Annotated in this window: 12 protein-coding genes and 3 pseudogenes; 8 read left to right on the top strand and 7 right to left on the bottom strand. The window is 72.7% G+C overall.

Translation table 11 applies throughout. The annotated features are described in order from the left end of the window. Nucleotides 1–125 precede the first annotated feature (125 nt). From ACVW19_RS33715 to ACVW19_RS33725, 3 genes are read left to right on the top strand one after another with little or no spacing between them, the layout of a single operon-like run. Nucleotides 126–1,352, top strand: coding sequence for a lycopene cyclase family protein (locus ACVW19_RS33715; protein WP_457464370.1), 1,227 nt, complete (start codon nucleotides 126–128; stop codon nucleotides 1,350–1,352). Next, on the top strand, nucleotides 1,349–2,080 hold the full coding sequence (locus ACVW19_RS33720) for a methyltransferase domain-containing protein (RefSeq protein ID WP_457464372.1): 732 nt from the start codon (nucleotides 1,349–1,351) through the stop codon (nucleotides 2,078–2,080). Before ACVW19_RS33715 ends, ACVW19_RS33720 begins: the two co-directional genes overlap by 4 nt. Next, nucleotides 2,077–3,645 carry an FAD-dependent oxidoreductase gene (locus ACVW19_RS33725; RefSeq protein ID WP_457464374.1) on the top strand — a complete coding sequence of 523 codons (1,569 nt, stop codon included), beginning with the start codon at nucleotides 2,077–2,079 and terminating at the stop codon, nucleotides 3,643–3,645. Before ACVW19_RS33720 ends, ACVW19_RS33725 begins: the two co-directional genes overlap by 4 nt. Before the next feature lie 9 nt (nucleotides 3,646–3,654). Here the strand turns inward: ACVW19_RS33725 and ACVW19_RS33730 are convergent, their stop codons facing one another. Genes ACVW19_RS33730 through ACVW19_RS33745 form a run of 4 tightly spaced genes read right to left on the bottom strand, consistent with a single transcriptional unit; the run spans nucleotide 3,655 to nucleotide 8,356 of the window. Continuing rightward, entirely contained in the window at nucleotides 3,655–4,659 is a 1,005-nt protein-coding gene (locus tag ACVW19_RS33730) for a DUF5914 domain-containing protein (RefSeq protein ID WP_457464376.1), read from the bottom strand. Beyond that, the gene (locus ACVW19_RS33735) at nucleotides 4,652–5,650 is read right to left on the bottom strand and encodes a phytoene/squalene synthase family protein (protein ID WP_457464378.1); all 999 of its coding nucleotides are present in this window, start codon (nucleotides 5,648–5,650) and stop codon (nucleotides 4,652–4,654) included. The genes ACVW19_RS33730 and ACVW19_RS33735 overlap by 8 nt, the downstream gene beginning before the upstream one ends. Next, nucleotides 5,637–7,217, bottom strand: coding sequence for a phytoene desaturase family protein (gene crtI, locus ACVW19_RS33740; RefSeq protein WP_457464380.1), 1,581 nt, complete (start codon nucleotides 7,215–7,217; stop codon nucleotides 5,637–5,639). The genes ACVW19_RS33735 and crtI overlap by 14 nt, the downstream gene beginning before the upstream one ends. After that, nucleotides 7,214–8,356, bottom strand: coding sequence for a polyprenyl synthetase family protein (locus ACVW19_RS33745; protein WP_457464381.1), 1,143 nt, complete (start codon nucleotides 8,354–8,356; stop codon nucleotides 7,214–7,216). The genes crtI and ACVW19_RS33745 overlap by 4 nt, the downstream gene beginning before the upstream one ends. Nucleotides 8,357–8,724: 368 nt before the next feature. Here ACVW19_RS33745 and ACVW19_RS33750 point away from each other — a divergent pair, with 368 nt between their 5' ends. From ACVW19_RS33750 to ACVW19_RS33770, 5 genes and pseudogenes are all read left to right on the top strand, one after another. Next, nucleotides 8,725–10,140 carry an FAD-binding oxidoreductase gene (locus tag ACVW19_RS33750; RefSeq protein ID WP_457464383.1) on the top strand — a complete coding sequence of 472 codons (1,416 nt, stop codon included), beginning with the start codon at nucleotides 8,725–8,727 and terminating at the stop codon, nucleotides 10,138–10,140. Between the two features lie 223 nt (nucleotides 10,141–10,363). After that, nucleotides 10,364–11,029: pseudogene (locus ACVW19_RS33755) on the top strand (ATP-grasp domain-containing protein); the annotation flags it as partial. After that, a pseudogene (locus tag ACVW19_RS33760) lies at nucleotides 10,944–11,886 on the top strand (CocE/NonD family hydrolase C-terminal non-catalytic domain-containing protein); the annotation flags it as partial. The pseudogenes ACVW19_RS33755 and ACVW19_RS33760, both read left to right, overlap by 86 nt. A 159-nt stretch (nucleotides 11,887–12,045) precedes the next feature. Continuing rightward, entirely contained in the window at nucleotides 12,046–13,464 is a 1,419-nt protein-coding gene (locus tag ACVW19_RS33765; protein WP_457464384.1) for an MFS transporter, read from the top strand. Nucleotides 13,465–13,798: 334 nt separating this feature from the next. Then, on the top strand, nucleotides 13,799–13,960 hold the full coding sequence (locus ACVW19_RS33770; protein ID WP_457464386.1) for a hypothetical protein: 162 nt from the start codon (nucleotides 13,799–13,801) through the stop codon (nucleotides 13,958–13,960). A 359-nt stretch (nucleotides 13,961–14,319) separates the two neighbouring features. Here ACVW19_RS33770 and ACVW19_RS33775 read toward each other — a convergent pair. The 3 genes and pseudogenes from ACVW19_RS33775 to ACVW19_RS33785 all read right to left on the bottom strand — a co-directional run. After that, nucleotides 14,320–14,937: pseudogene (locus tag ACVW19_RS33775) on the bottom strand (peptidoglycan recognition protein family protein); the annotation flags it as partial. Between the two features lie 161 nt (nucleotides 14,938–15,098). After that, entirely contained in the window at nucleotides 15,099–15,302 is a 204-nt protein-coding gene (locus ACVW19_RS33780; RefSeq protein WP_457464387.1) for a hypothetical protein, read from the bottom strand. A 4-nt stretch (nucleotides 15,303–15,306) separates the two neighbouring features. Further along, nucleotides 15,307–16,158 (bottom strand): AfsR/SARP family transcriptional regulator, encoded by an 852-nt coding sequence (locus tag ACVW19_RS33785; RefSeq protein ID WP_457464389.1) that lies wholly within the window; start codon nucleotides 16,156–16,158, stop codon nucleotides 15,307–15,309. Nucleotides 16,159–16,430: the final 272 nt, after the last annotated feature.

Below are 16,430 nucleotides of genomic sequence, written 5' to 3' on the forward strand. Positions count from 1 at the left end.
GACGCCGACTGGAAAAGACTCGTCGATCTGGTACTCGGAGTGAACGTGGACGTCAACGGTGCGTGTGTTCCGGTGGCCGGGGCCACCGGTGTTCTCGGTGGTGCGACCGCCGAACGGCGGGCCCGGTGAGCCGGCCCCCCGCACTTCCCGCCGGCACATCCGATGTGCTCATCGTCGGCGGCGGCGCGGCCGGCCTCAGCCTCGCGTACCGGCTGACGGAGAACGGCACCGCCACCGTGACCGTCGTCGAACCGCCGGACGGGCCGACGCGTCCGCCCGAGCGAACCTGGTGCTACTGGGACCAGGGCACCGGCGACTTCGATGAAGCGATCACCGCATCCTGGTCCCGGCTGCGCGTCCGCGGTGCCGACGGCAGCGAGGTCACCGTCGACCCGGCCCCCCTGCGCTATCGCATGCTGCGGTCCGCACCGTTCGAGCGTTGGGTGCACTCCCGATTGGCTCGCTCTCCCGGTGTGCACCTGCTGCGCGCGACGGCGGACACGGTGCGCGACGTGTCCGACGGGGCGGAAGTCCGGTGCACGGCACCCGACGGACGGACACTGACGCTGCGCGCCCGCCACGTGTTCGACTCCCGCCCGTTGCGCGCTCTGCCACCGGCCCGGACGCACCTGCTGCAGCACTTCCGCGGCTGGTTCGTACGCACCGACGACAACCGGTTCGATCCCGAGGTCGCCGACCTGATGGACTTCCGGTTGCCGCAACCGCGCCACGGCCTCGCCTTCGGCTACGTCCTCCCGCTGGCGCCGGACCAGGCGCTCGTCGAGTACACCGAGTTCTCCCGGGCGCCGCTGTCCACCGAGGAGTACGAGGCGGCGCTCGGCCACTACGGCCGCGAGATCCTGAAGCTCGGCGCGTTCACGGTGGACGCGGCGGAGCAGGGAGTGATCCCCATGACCGACGCGCGCTTCCCCCGGCGCGTCGGACCGGCCGTCTTCCGTATCGGGGCGGCGGGCGGCGCCACCCGCCCCGCCACGGGCTACACCTTCGCCGCGGTGCAGCGGCAGAGCAGGGCCATCGCCGCGGCCCTGCGCGAGGGGCGCACGGCAGCAGTGCCCGCACCTCACGGACGCCGTGCGCTGGCCATGGACGCGGTCCTGCTGCGGGCCCTGGACACCGGGCGGATCGACGGCCCCGACTTCTTCACCACCCTGTTCCGCCGTACGCCCCCGGAACGACTGCTGCGCTTCCTCGACGGTGCCACCTCACCCCTGGAGGAGTGGGGCATCGGACTGCGGACCCCGGTCGGCCCGATGCTCCGAACCGCCGTCGAACTGCCCTTCCTGCCGCGTCGCACCCGCCCCGCCCCACGATCCGAAGAGAGCCACCGATGACACTGCTGCGCGACCACGACCTGGCACGCGCCTTCGACCACGCGTCGCACACCTACGACCGCCTCACGGCTCTCAACCCCGGCTACCGCACCGGTCTGCTCCGCTCGGCCCGGCGGCTCCGGCTGCCGGACGGCGGAGCGGGACTGCACGTCCTCGACCTCGGTTGCGGCACCGGTACGTCCACCCGGGCCCTGCTGCGGGCCGCGCCCCGGGCCCGGATCACGGCCGTCGACGCCTCTTCGGGCACGCTGCGGCGCGCACGGGCCAAACCCCGGCCCGCTCGCGTGCGCTTCCTGCACCTGACCGCCGGAGAAATGGCGAAGGCCGGAGAAGGCCCGCTCGACGCGGTGTTCGCCGCCTACCTGTTCCGCAACGTCACCGACCCGAACCGGGTCCTCACCGCGGTCCGAAGTCTGCTGCGACCGGGTGGGCGCCTCGCCGTCCACGAGTACAGCCTCAGCGGCTCACCGGTTCACCGTGCCCTGTGGACGGCCGTGTGCCGAGGCGTGATCGTCCCGGCGGGCACGCTCGCCGGCGACCGCGCCCTGTACCGCCACCTGTGGCGCGGCGTCCTCGCCTTCGACACCGCACCGGCCTTCGCCGACCGTCTGACGCGGGCCGGTTTCACAGGCGTGCGCGCCACGCCCGTCGCCGGCTGGCAGACCGGCATCGTGCACACGTTCCTCGCGCGCAACGGCTCCACCACGGCAGGGGAGCAGACCCGGTGAGCGCCCGCTCGTACGGTGGCGCCCGGCGGGGCCGCGACCGGAAGGCCGAGGTGCTGACGCCCGCGCCCGGCCGGGACCGGTTCGAGCGGGAGGACGCGCCGTCGGTCGCCGTGATCGGGGGCGGAATCGCCGGTCTTGCCGCAGCTGCTCTGCTGGCCGAGCGCGGCGCCCGGGTCACTCTCTACGAACGGGAGGAAGCACTCGGGGGCCGGCTCGCCGGACGCCGGACCCGCCTGGCCGACGGCTCCGCAGCGACCATGAGCCGCGGCTTCCACGCCTTCTTCCGCCAGTACTACAACCTGCGCGGCCTGCTCCGGCGGACCGACCCCGATCTCGCGCGGCTCACCCCGCTGCCCGACTACCCCCTGCGGCACAGCGGCGGCCTGAGCGACAGTTTCGCCCGGGTGCCGAGAACCCCGCCGTTCAGCGCACTCGGATTCGTCGCCCTGAGCCCCGCCTTCGGCTGGCGGGACCTTGCCACCATGGACGCACGGGCGGCGCTGCCCCTCCTCGACGTCCGGGTGCCCGACGTCTACGAACGTTTCGACGGCATCAGCGCGACAACGTTCCTGAAGGGCGTCCGTTTCCCCGAGGCCGCGCACCACCTCGCGTTCGAGGTGTTCTCGCGCAGTTTCTTCGCCGATCCGCGAGAACTGTCCGCCGCGGAACTGCTGCTGATGTTCCACATCTACTTCCTCGGCTCGGCGGAGGGGCTGCTCTTCGACGTGCCGAACGCCCCCTTCCCGCAGGCACTCTGGGAGCCGTTGGGCGACTATCTCCAGCGCCTCGGGGCCACCCTTCGCACCGGCACACCCGTGCACGGCGTCCAACCCCACGACACCGGGGGAGTGAAGGTGCAGACCGACACCGCCGTACACCCCCACGAGGCAGCGGTGCTCGCCCTCGACCCCGGCGCTCTGCGCCGGCTCGTCGCAGCGTCACCCGGCCTGGGCACCGCCCCCTGGCGCGACGACATCGCCGCCCTGCGTACGGCACCGCCGTTCCTCGTCTCCCGGCTCTGGCTCGACCGGCCGGTCCGCGCCGACCGCCCCGGCTTCCTCGGCACCAGCGGATACGGAGGCCTGGACAACATCAGCGTCCTGGAACGCTACGAGGACGAGGCGGCGCGCTGGGCCGCCCGGAACCGGGGCTCGGTGGTGGAGCTGCACGCCTACGCCCTCGCTGCCGGCGCCGAACCGGAGAAAGTGCGGAGCACGCTCGTCGACCGTCTCCACGAGGTGTACCCGGAGACCCGCGAGGCGCACATCGTCGACACCCGGCACGAGTGGCGCTCGGACTGCCCGCTCTTCCCCGTCGGCTCCCACCACCGGCGCCCCACCGTGCGGACCCCCCACCCACGGGTGACGCTGGCCGGCGACGCGATCCGCTGCGACCTCCCGGTCGCGCTCATGGAACGCGCCGCCACCACCGGCTTCCTGGCGGCAGGCGCGTTGCTCGCCACCTGGGGTGTCCGCGGGCAGGTGCTGTGGACGGTTCCCCGGGCGGGCCGTTCCCCCGTGCTGCGGGCCCTCGGCACACTCGCGGGGCGTCGCACGCACCCGTGACCGACGAGCTCACCCCGGGAACCGTCCGGTACTGCGCAGCGCCCAGCGACGCTCGGCGTACGCCATGTCATCGCGCCACAGGCGCCCGGCCGTACGACGCATCAGCGGGCGCAGTACCGGGGCGGCTCCCCGGGCCAGCTCGAAGCCGCGCCGCCCGGAGGTGGCGAGGACCGCCTCGACCACGGCGGTCCGCGGCTGCCGGCAGGCCTCGCCGGTGAGCGGCGTGGCATGGGTCTCCACCACGGACGTCGCCCCCTCGCCGTCGGTGACGCGCATGACGACCGTGCGCGGACCGGGCGCGGTGAACTCGGCCCGCACGGGCACCACCAGGCGCCCCGCCACCCGGAAGGAGACGTCGACGACGAAGGCGTCGTCCTCGTCTCCCTGCGGCTCCCGCACCACCGTCAAGTCGACGAACGAGTACGGATGGAACCACGAGCCGTGCCACGGGTCGAGCCGGTTGGCGACGACGTCCTGCGCCTCACACCGTCCGACGACCGTGAAGACCGCGTCCACCGCGCTGTCCACGGCGGGACGCACCGGCACCACAGGACGGTCCGAAGGCGCCTCACCGCCCACCGTGTCCAGACGCACCCAGACCAACACCCCGTCATCGTGCGCGGGGTAGGGGCTCCAGCCGGTGAACGGACCACCGTCCAGGGCCAGTCCGTGCCAGTGGCACACCAGCGTGCCGCAGACCACCCGGCCGTCCCGCAGAGGCGCCCCGAGGTGCGGGCAGGCGCCCGGACCCGCGTGCAGTGCTCCCGTCTCCGAGCGCCACAGCACGACCTCGACGCCACCCACCGTCCGACCGCACGGGCGCCCACCGACGCGCACGTCCCGTGAGGCGCCGACCACGAACCAGTTGCCAAAGGGCCGTGCGGACGCCCGCTTGAGCGCTTCGGCGATCACGGCCGGCCGCGCCTGCCGCCACGTCGGAGTCTGCGCCGCCCAGCCCGGGCCACGGCGCCGCCGCAACGGCGATGTCCAGCGCTTGCCCGCTCGGTCACTCACTGTCCTGCCCCTTCCGCTCGTGTGACGTGCCGCCCGCCACCCGGGGCGGATGCGGCACGCGGTCGCGCCACCGGGCGCCGGCCACCTGGACGGCACCTGCTGCGGCGGTGGCCGCGCGCCGAGCGCGGGACACCACCGCACGGTGATGCAGCACGCTGTAATCGTGGTCCGCGATCGCGTCGAGAATGCCGCCGTACAACGCGAAGGCGGTGCGGATGCAGGGGCGCACCCGCGGGTCGAGCATGGCGATGCCCGGTTCCGCCGACCGGTACACGTCCCGGGTCATCGCCTCGGCGGCGACGAGCGCCGCTCGGATCCTCGGGTCGCGCCGCCCCGTGCGCCGGCTCCACTCCAGCAGCGGCCTGTCCACACCGTGGGCGGCGAGCAGGTCCGCCGGCAGGTAGACGCGGCCCCGGTCCAGGTCCTCGCCCACGTCCCGCAGGAAGTTGGTGAGCTGGAACGCCACCCCGAGGGCCGCCGCGTGCGGCGCCGCCTCCTCGCGGGGTACGACCGTGCCCAGCACCGGGAGCATCTGCAGCCCGATCACCGCGGCCGAGCCGTGCATGTAGGCCCGCAGGTCGGCGTAGCTCGGATAGTCGGTGACGGTCAGGTCGGCACGCATCGAAGCCAGGAAGTCGGCGAACAGCGCGGGCTCGATGCGGAACCGGTCGACGGTGTCGGCCAAGGCCCGCACCACGGGCTCCCTCCCGCCGCCGGTGCGCAGCCCGTGCGTGAGGTCGCTCTCCAGGCGCTTCAGCAACCGGTCGCGCTCGTCGGAGGTACGGCTCCGGTCCAAGTCGTCCACGATGTCGTCCGCCCAGCGGGCGAACCCGTACAGCGCGTGTACGGCCGAGCGGCGTTCCAGCGGCAACAGCCGAGTGGCCAGGAAGTAGGTTCTGCCGTGGCGGGCGTTGAGCCGCCGGCACCGGGCGTAGGCCGCGCGGAGAACGGGATCGGTGATCCCGGCGGCGTCCAGTTCACGACGGGTCATCGGCGCCTGCCGCGGACGGCGCGGACGGGACAGCGGCACCGGCCGAGGCCGGCCGGTGCCGGGAGGCGCGGCGGCTGATGTCCGCGGCACCACCGGTGACGCGAGCGGCGGCGAGCTTGCCGCTGAGGAGCACCGTCGGGACGCCGACGCCGGGGGTGGTACCGCAACCTGCGAGCACGACGTTGTCCAGCCCGCGTACAAGGTTGCGCGGGCGGAAGGGGCCGGTCTGAGCGAACGTGTGGGAGACCGAGAAAGGGCTGCCCGCCGCATGACCTCGTGCCGTCCAGTCCAGAGGGGTCACCAGCATCTCCTCGTCGATGCTGTCCGCGAAACCCTCCAGACCCCGGCGCTCCAGCTCGGCGACCAGGCTGTCGCGGTAGCGCGGGCCCAGGTCCCGCCAGGCGGCGGCGGAAGGCCCGACGGTGGTGTTCGGACAGGGGGCCAGGACGTAGTGGAGGTGCCGGCCCGGCGGCGCCAGGGTGGCATCGTGTGCGGTCGGACGGCTGATCAGCAGGGACGGGTCGCTCATCAGCATCCCCGAGCGGATGATTTCGTCGAACGTGCGCTCCCAGGCCGTGCCGAAGGAGAGTGTGTGATGGGCGAGACCGGGCCAGGTGCGGTCGGTCCCGGCGTGCAGGATCACCGCGGACGGTGAGTGACGCAGCCGTACCGGGCGCCGGGGTGTGCGCCCCAGGAGCCGGTGAGCGGCGGACAGTTCGCAGCTCAGCACCACCGCGTCACAGGCGATTCGCTCACCCGACGTCAGGCGTACCGCCGTGACCCGGCCCGCCGACCGCTCCAGGCTGCTCACTTCGGCCGACCACCGGAGGTCGGCACCGGCGCCGGCTGCCGCCTCGGCCATGGCGCGGGGCAGCGCGTACATGCCGCCCTTGGGGAACCAGACGCCGGCCACGGTGTCCATGTAGGCGATCACCGCGTAGGCCGCGAGGGCCCGGGCGGGGGCGACTCCGGCGTACAGGGCCTGGAAGGAGAAGACACGGCGCAGACGGGGATCGGAGAGGAAGCGGCCGATCCCGGCGTCCAGCCGCCCGAAGCCGCCGAGTGCCGCCAGACGAGCCAGGTCCGGATGCAGGAGCTGGAAGGGCGAGTCGAAGTTGGTGTCGATGAAGCGGCGCATCTGCGCCCGGTACAGCCGCTCCAGCCAGGCCCGCAGCCTGCGGTAGCCCGCCGCCTCCACCGGTCCCGCGAAGCGCCGCACCTCCGCCTCCATCGCCTCACCGTCGGTGTGCACGTCGAGAGAGGTCCCGTCCGCGAAGCACGCCCGGTAGGCGGGGTGCAGGGCCACGAGCTCGACACGATGGTGGAGGCTGTCGCCGACGGCTGCGAAGGCTTCGTCTACCAGTTGGGGCATGGTCAACACCGTGGGGCCGGTGTCCAACCGGTATGCGCCGAGTCGCGTCCGGCCGGCCCGGCCGCCGGGGACGGCGTCCCGTTCGACGACGGTGACCCGCCTGCCTGCGCCCAGCAGGTGGAGGGCGCAGGCGAGGCCGGAGAGGCCTGCCCCCACCACGACGACATGGTCGGTCCGTCCGGTTACCGTCCTCACGTGCTCTCCTTCCTGCGGTCCGGGACGATGCCCGATGCCCGTTCGACCAGCGAGGCGAACTCCTCTTGCACTGCGGGTCCCGCACCGGTCCCGGCGAAGTGCCGCAGGCCGGCGGCCGCCAGGTCCTCGATCTTCGACTCCACCACGGCCCGGGCTCCGGTCCGCTCCAGTGCCGTCCGCATCCGCTCCACGGTCTCGTCGGACCGGGCTGCGGCGCCGGGGGCGAGCACGACCGCGGCCTCCTCGTCCCCGGCGGCGTCGGCAAGCCTGAGGGCCACGGCGAGGAGATAGGTGAGCTTGCGCGAACGCAGATCGTCACCGGTCGGCTTGCCGGTCAGCTCGGGGTCGCCGAAGGCACCGAGGAGGTCGTCGCGGAGCTGGAAGGCCAGCCCCGCGCACCGGCCGGCGGAGCGCAGCGATTCGACGGTCCACTCGTCGGCGGCGGCCAGCGAAGCCCCCAGCGCCAGGGGCCGCTCGACCGTGTACAGAGCGCTCTTGAGCGTGGCGATGGTCAACGCGTCGTCGACGCCGGACGAGCCGGTCGCCTGCGCGTGGATGTCCCGGTACTGACCGGCGACCATCTCACTGCGCATCGCCTGCCACTCGCGGTACAGCCGCGGTCCGTGCGGCGAACCGAGTGCCGCCTCCGTCAGCAGATCGTCGGCCCACGCCAGCGCCAGATCACCGGCGAGCACCGCGGCGGACGTCGCGAAGGACTCCGGCGAGCCGGTCATCCGCGCCGTGCGGTGCATTCGGACCAGGTCCACGTGCATCGCCGGCCCGCCCCGGCGCAGCGGCGACCCGTCCATCACATCGTCGTGGATGAGAGCGCACGCCTGCAGCAGTTCAAGCGCGGCTCCCGTCCGCAGGAGCGCCGTGGCGTCGCCCGTGCCACCCGCGGCCCGCCAGCCGCACCACGCGAACGCCGTGCGCAGCCGCTTCCCGCCACGTCGGACGAACGCGGTGACAGGACCGGCCACGTCACGGGCGAACACCGCGTCCACCTCACCGGCCCGGCGCAGTCGCGCGTCGAGGACGGCTCCGAGGACCCTCTCGACGGCCCTCGTGGCATCCGCAGCGGTGAGCGGGTCGTCGGCGCGCCCTGCCGGTTCGGCCGCCGTCGGTCGTGGTCCAGGCATGCTCCGCCCCTTTCTCGCTCTCGGTCACCTGCACACCAGTGCTCGCGCCGAGTGCCCCGGTGTGGATGCGTGTGATCCATGCCCGGCGCGGGGCCAATCCGTGGAACCGATCACTCCACCGGCCCATCCGCGTATGCCTCATGGCCGTGTGTCCCCGCGTGCCCGTCCCCGGCGTCCGACCCTGTCGAGGACCATCGCCCAGCCGTAGCCGTCCACGAAGCAGCGGTGTGACCAGTCCGTCGGCCTGAGCCCGCTGTCGCGGGTGCTCGCCGTGGAGTGGCCGGGCGGGTGTGCGGGCCCGGCCACTCCGGACTAGCGTGAGGGGTCACGGCGGCAGCAAGCAGCGCACCCCGAGGAAGGTGACGCAGATGCCGGACCATCAGGGGGATGTCCTCACAGCCGCTGCGGAGCAGGCGCTGACGGAGGAGCTTCGCTCCTCGCTCCTGGGTGAGGTGATCGACCGGGGGCATCGCGGCTACGACGAGGCCCGGGCCGTGTGGAACGGGCTGATCGACCGCCGCCCCGCGCTCATCGCCCGGTGCTCCGGTACGGCGGACGTGGTCGGGACGGTACGGGCCGCGCGCAAGCACCGTCCCCTGGTCAGCATCCGCGGTGGCGGGCACCAGGTGGCGGGCAGCGGAGTGTGCGACGACGGACTGGTGATCGACCTGTCGCAGATGAAGGGCGTGCACGTCGACCCCGCCGCCCGCACCGCGCGGGCCCAGGCGGGCGTGACCTGGGGTGAGCTCGACCGCGAGACCCAGCTGCACGCTCTGGCCACACCGGGCGGGGAGATCTCGGCCACCGGGATCGCCGGTCTCACGCTCGGCGGCGGCTTCGGTTTTGTGATGCGGACGTTCGGCCTGAGCTGCGACAGCGTCCGCTCGCTCGAGATCGTCACGGCGGACGGCGCGGTGCGCACGGTGAGCCGGGAGGAAGAACCCGAGCTGTTCTGGGCGGCGCGCGGCGGGGGCCGGGGCCTCGGAGTCGTCACGTCCTTCGAGTTCGGCCTCCACCCACTCGGGCCCGAGGTGGCCGGAGTGCTGGTTCTCCACCCCTACGACCGCGCCGAGGAAGTGCTGCGGGCCTGGCGGGACGCGACGTACTCCGCGCCGGAGACGGTCACGCCGGAACTCCTGCTCTGGAGCGTCCCCGCGGACCCCGCGATCCCGCCGGAACTGCACCGGTCGAACTGCGTGATGGTGGGCGCCGTGTACGGGGGCCCACCGGGCGGCGCCGCCACCGCCGCGCTGGCACCGCAACGCGAACTGGGGCCACCGCTGATGGACCTGAGCGGAACCGTTCCCTACGTCACGCTGCAGAGCGCGAACACCTGGCGGTTCCCCGACGGCGAACGCTACTTCATGAAGTCGCACTTCATGGACGAGCTGAGCGACGAGGCCATCAGGACCCTGGTGGACCGCTACTCCCGGCGGCCGACCCCGGAGAGCCTGATCGTCGTGCGCACCCTGGGCGGCGCCGTGGCGCGCGTCGGCCCCGACGACAGCGCGTTCGCGCACCGGTCCGCGCGCTACAACGTGAGCATCGACGCGGGCTGGCGGGACCCGGCACTCGACGAGACCGCGATCGAGTGGGCACGCTCGGCGTGGGACGCGATGAAGCCGTTCTCGAGCGGCGGGACGTACGTCAACTTCGCCGGGCTGGGTGAGGACGCGAGCCGGCTGGGGGACGCGGTCTTCGGCTCACACGAGGAGCGGCTCGCCCGCACCCGCGCCGCGTACGACCCGGAGGGCCTCTTCGGACCGGCCGCGGCAAGGCCGTGAGCATGTGAGCAGACCGCGATACAGGCGGTCACGCTCCTTTCCGGGCGAGGCGTGACTCACCCGCCTCCCGCGGACCGACCGCGGCGTGCCGGCCCGGCCGTATGTGGGCGACTGACGCCCACACCGCGAGCGTGCGGGCCGGGCGAGGAGTGTCAAGACGGGCCTGCCGGGGGGCTGCGTGCCGACTGCAGGCGGCCGTTCTGATTGCCGGCGTCTCCCGGGGATGGACGACAACGCGGGTCACGAACAGCGTGAGTCGGCCGGAAGAGGAGCCGTGGAGAAGAAGAACATCTTTGTGATCGGTCTTGAGGATTCCACCCTCCCGACGCTGCACGAGGTGCCGGACGCCCGGTCGCTGCGGTTCCATCAGATGCTCACCATCGAGGAGCTTCAGGCCGGCGAGGTCTCCCTGGACGGTCTGATCAAGAAGGCCGAAGGAGTGCTCGACGGCTTCGAGGAGAGCATCGACGCGATCGTCGGTTACTGGGACTTCCCCGTGAGCACCCTCGTCCCGATACTGGCCGAACGGTACGGGACCCGCAGCACAAGCCTGGAGTCCGTCGTCAAGTGCGAGCACAGGCACTGGAGCCGGCTGGAGCAGCAGAAGGTCACCGACAGGCATCCGCGCTTCGGCATGGTCGATCTGGAGTCCGACGATCCCGTGCCACCGGACGGCGTGACCTTCCCGATGTGGCTCAAGCCCGCGCCGGCGTATTCGTCGGAGCTGGCTTTCGGAGTGAAGGACCAGGAGGAGTTCCGTGCGGCCGTCAAGGAGATCCGCTCGGGCATCGTCGCCTGCGGGCGGCGACGGCGAGAGGGAGCCGATGACGCTGCAGTCCCCGCTGTCCGTCGGACAGTTCGCGGACAAGTGGGCCTCGTACAACGCGCCTCCGGACCTCCCGTACGACCGGCGTGAGGAGGACGGCGGCTCGCTGGTGTTCGACACCGAACCGCTCACCGAACCGGTGGAGATCCTGGGCCCTGTCTCCGTCGAACTGGACCTGTCCGTCAGCGAGCCGGTCGCGACGGCCGCCGCGAGGCTGTCCGACGTGGCGCCGGACGGCAGCGTCACCCGTGTCTCGTACGGCGTCCTGAACCTCACCCGGCTCGACGGCAGGGACGCCCCCGAGGCGCTGGAACCCGCCCGCCGCTACCGAGCCACTGTCGACCTCAGTGCGGTGGCACGGTCCTTTCCGCGCGGGCACCGCATCCGGCTGTCGCTCTCCACGTCGTACTGGCCCCTGGCCACCGCCTCGGCCGGTGCTGCTGAGCGTGTACGAGGGCGCCAGCACGCTCACGCTGCCGCTCCGCCCCGCGACCGCGCCCGACGGGCTGCCACGGAACGCGTTCGGCGAGCCGGAGGGCACCCCGCCGCTGGCCGCCGCTCAGCTGACGGACCCGGAGGAGCGCTGGCTGGTCACGCGCGACCTCGTCGGACACAACGCCGAGCTGGAGACCGTCAAGGACCGGGGCCTGGTCCGCCTCGAGGACATCGGCCTGGAGGTCGGTTGCCGGGCCTGCGAACGCTATGCCTCCGTTGCCGAGGACTTCACGTCCGCCACCGGTGAGTCCGCCTGGACCATGCGCTTTTGGCGCGACGACCGGGACGTGCGGGTGGGGACGCACACCCGGCTCACGTGCGACGAGACGCAGTTCTTCGTGGACGCCACCCTTGACGGATACGAGGGCGGGCGCCGCGTGTTCTCCCGCACGTGGAACGAGACCATTACACGCGACCTCCTCTGACCTGCGGGCCAAGAAGGCGCAAGCAGACGTCGCCGGTGGTCGGGGCAGGGAGGTGGCGCCTCCGGTGGCTTTGTGAGCACGGCTCCTTCGACGTGGAGGACATGCCCCTTATTGTGGATCTTTGTGTAGATCGCCCGAAGGTGGGATGGAGCTGGGGTAGTGGCGTTCGCGGAGTCGGCCGGTGGCGGTGAGTCCGTGCCCTCTCCCGAGTCGGCCCCGGGGTCCGGGCGACGGCCCTGGGCACCGCTGCTGGCAGTGTGCGCCGGGTATTTCATGGTGATCCTGGATGTGACGGTCATCAACGTCGCCGTGCCGGTGATCGGCAGGGAACTGTCGGCCTCGCTCACCGGCATCCAATGGATCACCGATGGGTACACCCTGGTCTTCGCCGGATTCCTGCTGACCGGTGGCGCGCTGGGCGACCGGCTGGGCAACCGTCGGATCTTCTGCTCGGGCGTGGCGGTGTTCACCGTGTCCTCGGCCGCGTGCGCGGCCGCGCCGAGCGCCCCCTTCCTGGTTGCGGCCCGGCTGGTGGAGGGGCTCGGCGCGGCGCTGATCGTGCCCGGTTCCCTGGCCCTGCTCCAGCAGGCCTACCCGGCGCCGGCCGCACGCTCGCGGGCCTTCGGACTGTGGGGTTCGATGGCGGGCATCGCGGCCTCCGCCGGGCCGCTGCTGGGCGGCCTCCTCGTCTCCGCGGGGGGCTGGCGCTGGGTGTTCCTCATCAACCTGCCCGTCGGTGTGGCCTGCCTGATGCTGACGCTGCGGCATGTGGCACGCTCGCCCCGGCGCGCCGCTCGGTCCCTGGACTGGCCCGCGCAGTGCGCGGTCGTGGCGGCGGTGGCGCTGCTGATCGCGGCGCTCAACGAGGCCGGACGGCGGGGCTGGTCCGATCCGGCTGTTCTCGCCGGGGTGGGCCTGGCCGTGCTGGCCGCCGCGGCGTTCGCGGTGCGCGAACGGCTGGCCCGGTCCCCTGTTCTTCCGCTGAGTCTGCTGCGGTCTCGTACGATGAGCGGCGGAGCCGTCATCGGCCTTCTGTTCAACTTCGGCTTCTACGGCATGGTGTTCACCGCCAGCCTGGAATTCCAGCACCAGCGCGGCTTCAGCGCCCTGGAAACCGGACTGGCGCTTTTCCCGGCGGTGGCGATGACCATGTTCGCCTCCGTCCTGTCCGGACGGCTGACCCGCCGCACCGGCGATCGTCCGCTGGTGATCTCCGGCATGCTCCTGGCTGCCCTGGGACTGGCCGGCTGGGCCTCGGCGGGAGCCGACCCCGCCTACCCGCTGCTGGTGGTCCCGATGATGGCTGCGGGGTTCGGTACCTCCTTCGCCCTCACCGGCTCGACCGCCACCGTGATGGGTGCCGCACCCCCGGCGTACTCGGGGGCCGCCTCCGCCCTGTTCAACACCACCCGCCAGATCGGCAGCGCCACCGGCGTGGCGCTCGGCGGCAGCCTGCTCGCCACAGCCACCGACTACGACACCGGGCTGCGCACCAGCATGGCCATCGGCGCGCTCGCCTACCTGACCGCCGCAGGCCTCGCGTGGCTGTGCGTGCCGGCGAAGTCCCCAAGGACATAGGGAGCCTTGAGACGCCGCCGCCCCGCCACCGACACGTGCTGCCAGGGCACCGCCGAGGGGGCGGCCGGCCGCCTGGACCGGACGGTTCCTGGCCGGCCTTGCTCCGGGGGAGGACGGGCGGATGCGGAGGCCGCGCGGAAGCGCCCGATGCCCGGCACCATCACTGCCCGCAGTACTGCTCGGCCGGGGCGCCGTGCACGCCACCGAACAGGGCTTGCAGAACCCGGCCGACGAGGACGTCAGGCGGTTCGGGGCAGAGCCCGCCACTCCCGGCTCGGTCGAGCACACCCTGGACCGGGTGAGACACCGGAACTGACACCTCGACCTGCGCACCGTGCCACCCGCCGCAGGCGCCTGGCTGGACACCCCCGGCCCGAACGGGAGATCGGCACGGACTTCCCCCCCGCCCGGCGACCGGGTCAACCTGCTGAGATCGACGGACCTGGTGGTGCACCTGCACGAGATCCGGCCGAGCCGCCCGCTGCCGCGCGACTGAACGGCCCCGAGGCAGCGACCCGGGGCGCTCAACCGCCGGACGCGCACAGCGGAGTACACGTCGCCGTCCCCTGGACGCCCGACCCGCCCCGGTACGCCGGATGCCCGTCGCGGCAGCCAAGGTGGTCCCGGCATCCGGCCTCTTGTCCTGAGAGCCCCGAACGAAACGGGAGTCCGGCTCACGGCGTCCGGAACCCGGCCGTCGAGGGTGGAGTCGTGCAGCCGTGCTCGGCTCCCGGACGTGCAGGGCGGTGGCGGGCCCGGTGACCGCAGCAGGGCTCACGCCCGGCCACCACCTCCCCGCAGAACCGCCACTGCGGAGCAGTGGGGGATGGTGCCGTCGGAGGAGCCGAAACCCTATGGAGAAACAGAGGTTCCTGCCAGGGCGGCGCTCAGGCGGTCCTTGATCCGGCGGCGCATCGAGGCCATGGTGAAGCCCTTGGGGTCGATCTTGCCGGGCTGCCACTCCAGGTGGCCGATCACGCTGCACTCGGTCCAGCCATGAGCCCGGCAGACGGCGGCGGCCGCCTTCTCGATCGCCTCCAGCTGCGCCTCGGGCCAGAGGTCGATGCCGTCGCCGAGGTTGATCGCCTCGAAGCCGTAGAAGTGCCGGTTGCCGTCGGTGTTGGCCTCGTTGTCGGGCGGCAGGGCGGCCTCGTCGATCACCGCGCGCAGGACGTCGTCGTCACCGAGCCCCGCGTGGTTGGCCCGGCCGTTGCCCACCAGGTGCACGGTACCGTCCTTGGCGACGACGCCGTGGCACAGCGGGCCGGGCAGGGCGGAGTGGCCGTCGTAGCACAGCTGGACGCTGCTCATGGTTCCGGAGGTGACCGTGTGGTGGATCATCACACCATGCACGGGTCCCCAGGGACCCTTGTGGTTGCGGTTGTGGGTGCGCCACGAACGGTGCTCGACGACGGTGAGCCCTTCGGCGCGCAGCGCATCGAGGAACCGGTCTGCTGACAGTGGGGTAGCCATGACTCTCCTCGTCGGGATACGGCTGCACGGGAGGCCCCTCGTCGGACAGCATTCCGTGAGGAGGCCCCCCGAGGAGTCCCGAACCGGCTCTGCCGGCCCGGTGGAATGCCAGTGTCCCGGCCGGTGCGTCACCGTCGCGTGACGGCCGTGCGGCTCCGCCCTCACCCTCCGTCGGGGTCGGTGAGCATCTCCTCCAGCCACTTCTGGACCACCCGGCACACGGCATCGACCCGGGTGAGCGTCATGCTGCGCTCGACACCGGAGGCGATGTCGTCGGTCAGGCGGATGTGGGCCCGCAGAGGTTGGGCGGAGCCCTTCTCGACCCAGACCCGGATGATCATCACGCCGGTGCCCGATGCTGTCATGCCCTCACCGTCCGGGACGGCCGTCACCGCGGCGTGACGGGGCAAGGCCCGCGACCAGCCGGTGCAGCCGCTCGGTCGGTTCCAGCCCCAGTTCGTCGTGCAGGCGCCGGGCATAGCGGGCGAAGGCGTGCAGGGCCTCGGAGGGGTTGCCCTCCGCCAGGTGGGCCCGGGCCAGGCACACCTGGCCGCTCTCGCGCAGCGGGTCGGCGTGCACGGCCGTCTGCGCAGCGGTGACGGCCTCGGCGTACCGCTGCGCCGTGATCAGCCGCCTGGCCAGCGTCTCCAGGGCGTGCAGTCGCAGCTGCCGCCAGCCCTCCGCCTCCAGCAGCGCCCAGTCGTCGTACCAGCCGGGCAGCAGGTCGGCGGAGAGGGCGTCGACCGCGTCCGGAACGGAATCGGGGAGCCGGGCAGCCTCGGCGGGGTCGAGGACGCGGTGGGCGGTCCTGCGGGCATGGTGGAGGTCGACGGTCGTGCCGCGGGCCAGGCACACCTCGGCCGGGCCGATCTCCAGGGCCCGTCGGCCGGTGTGGTGCAGGCGCGCGAGGGCGGAGCGGAGGTTGGCGTACGCGTGGTCCTCGGGGGCCTCCGGCCACAGGGTTCCCGCGATCAGGGGCCGGGGCACTGCGGCCCGGCAGCACAGGGCAACGAACGCCAGCACCCGCTCCGACCCTCCGGGAACGGCCACCGCTTCCTCGCCCACCCACAGGCCGAAGCCGCCCAGGACACCGATGCGCACCCCGACCCCGCCCCGACCGGAGACCGCCGAAACGGGAACGGAGGCGGCCCGGACCGAAACGGCCTCCCGCGGCGCCCGTCGGCCGACCGCGCCGTGACCACCCCGATGTCCGTTCTCCATGCCCCCTGCCCATTCCCGCAGAGACGCAAATCCGGTCACAGGTGCCCCGTGTGCCCCCACCCACCATGCTCCACCCCCCACCACACGCTGTCGAGCCGCTTCCGCGTCCGGGACGGTGTCGAGCCGCTCGGAGACGACGAGGCGCTCAGACCCGTTTCCCGTCGTGCTCGAATAGACCCCCAGGGTGACTGGCCGAGCACTTGGTCGTAAGGGGTCTTTGGCCGGAGGCCTCCCCGTGGTGCGCTTCACCACCTTTCCTCTCCCCCTTCATG

Source organism: Streptomyces sp. TE5632 (genome assembly GCF_054061295.1).

What these genes read in the sequence shown, in the direction of transcription:
- ACVW19_RS33720 (WP_457464372.1), top strand. Translation starts at nt 1,349, where the DNA reads ATGACACTGCTGCGCGACCACGACCTGGCACGCGCCTTCGACCACGCG.
- ACVW19_RS33735 (WP_457464378.1), bottom strand. Translation starts at nt 5,650, where the DNA reads ATGACCCGTCGTGAACTGGACGCCGCCGGGATCACCGATCCCGTTCTC.
- ACVW19_RS33745 (WP_457464381.1), bottom strand. Translation starts at nt 8,356, where the DNA reads ATGCCTGGACCACGACCGACGGCGGCCGAACCGGCAGGGCGCGCCGAC.
- ACVW19_RS33750 (WP_457464383.1), top strand. Translation starts at nt 8,725, where the DNA reads ATGCCGGACCATCAGGGGGATGTCCTCACAGCCGCTGCGGAGCAGGCG.
- ACVW19_RS33780 (WP_457464387.1), bottom strand. Translation starts at nt 15,302, where the DNA reads ATGACAGCATCGGGCACCGGCGTGATGATCATCCGGGTCTGGGTCGAG.
- ACVW19_RS33785 (WP_457464389.1), bottom strand. Translation starts at nt 16,158, where the DNA reads ATGGAGAACGGACATCGGGGTGGTCACGGCGCGGTCGGCCGACGGGCG.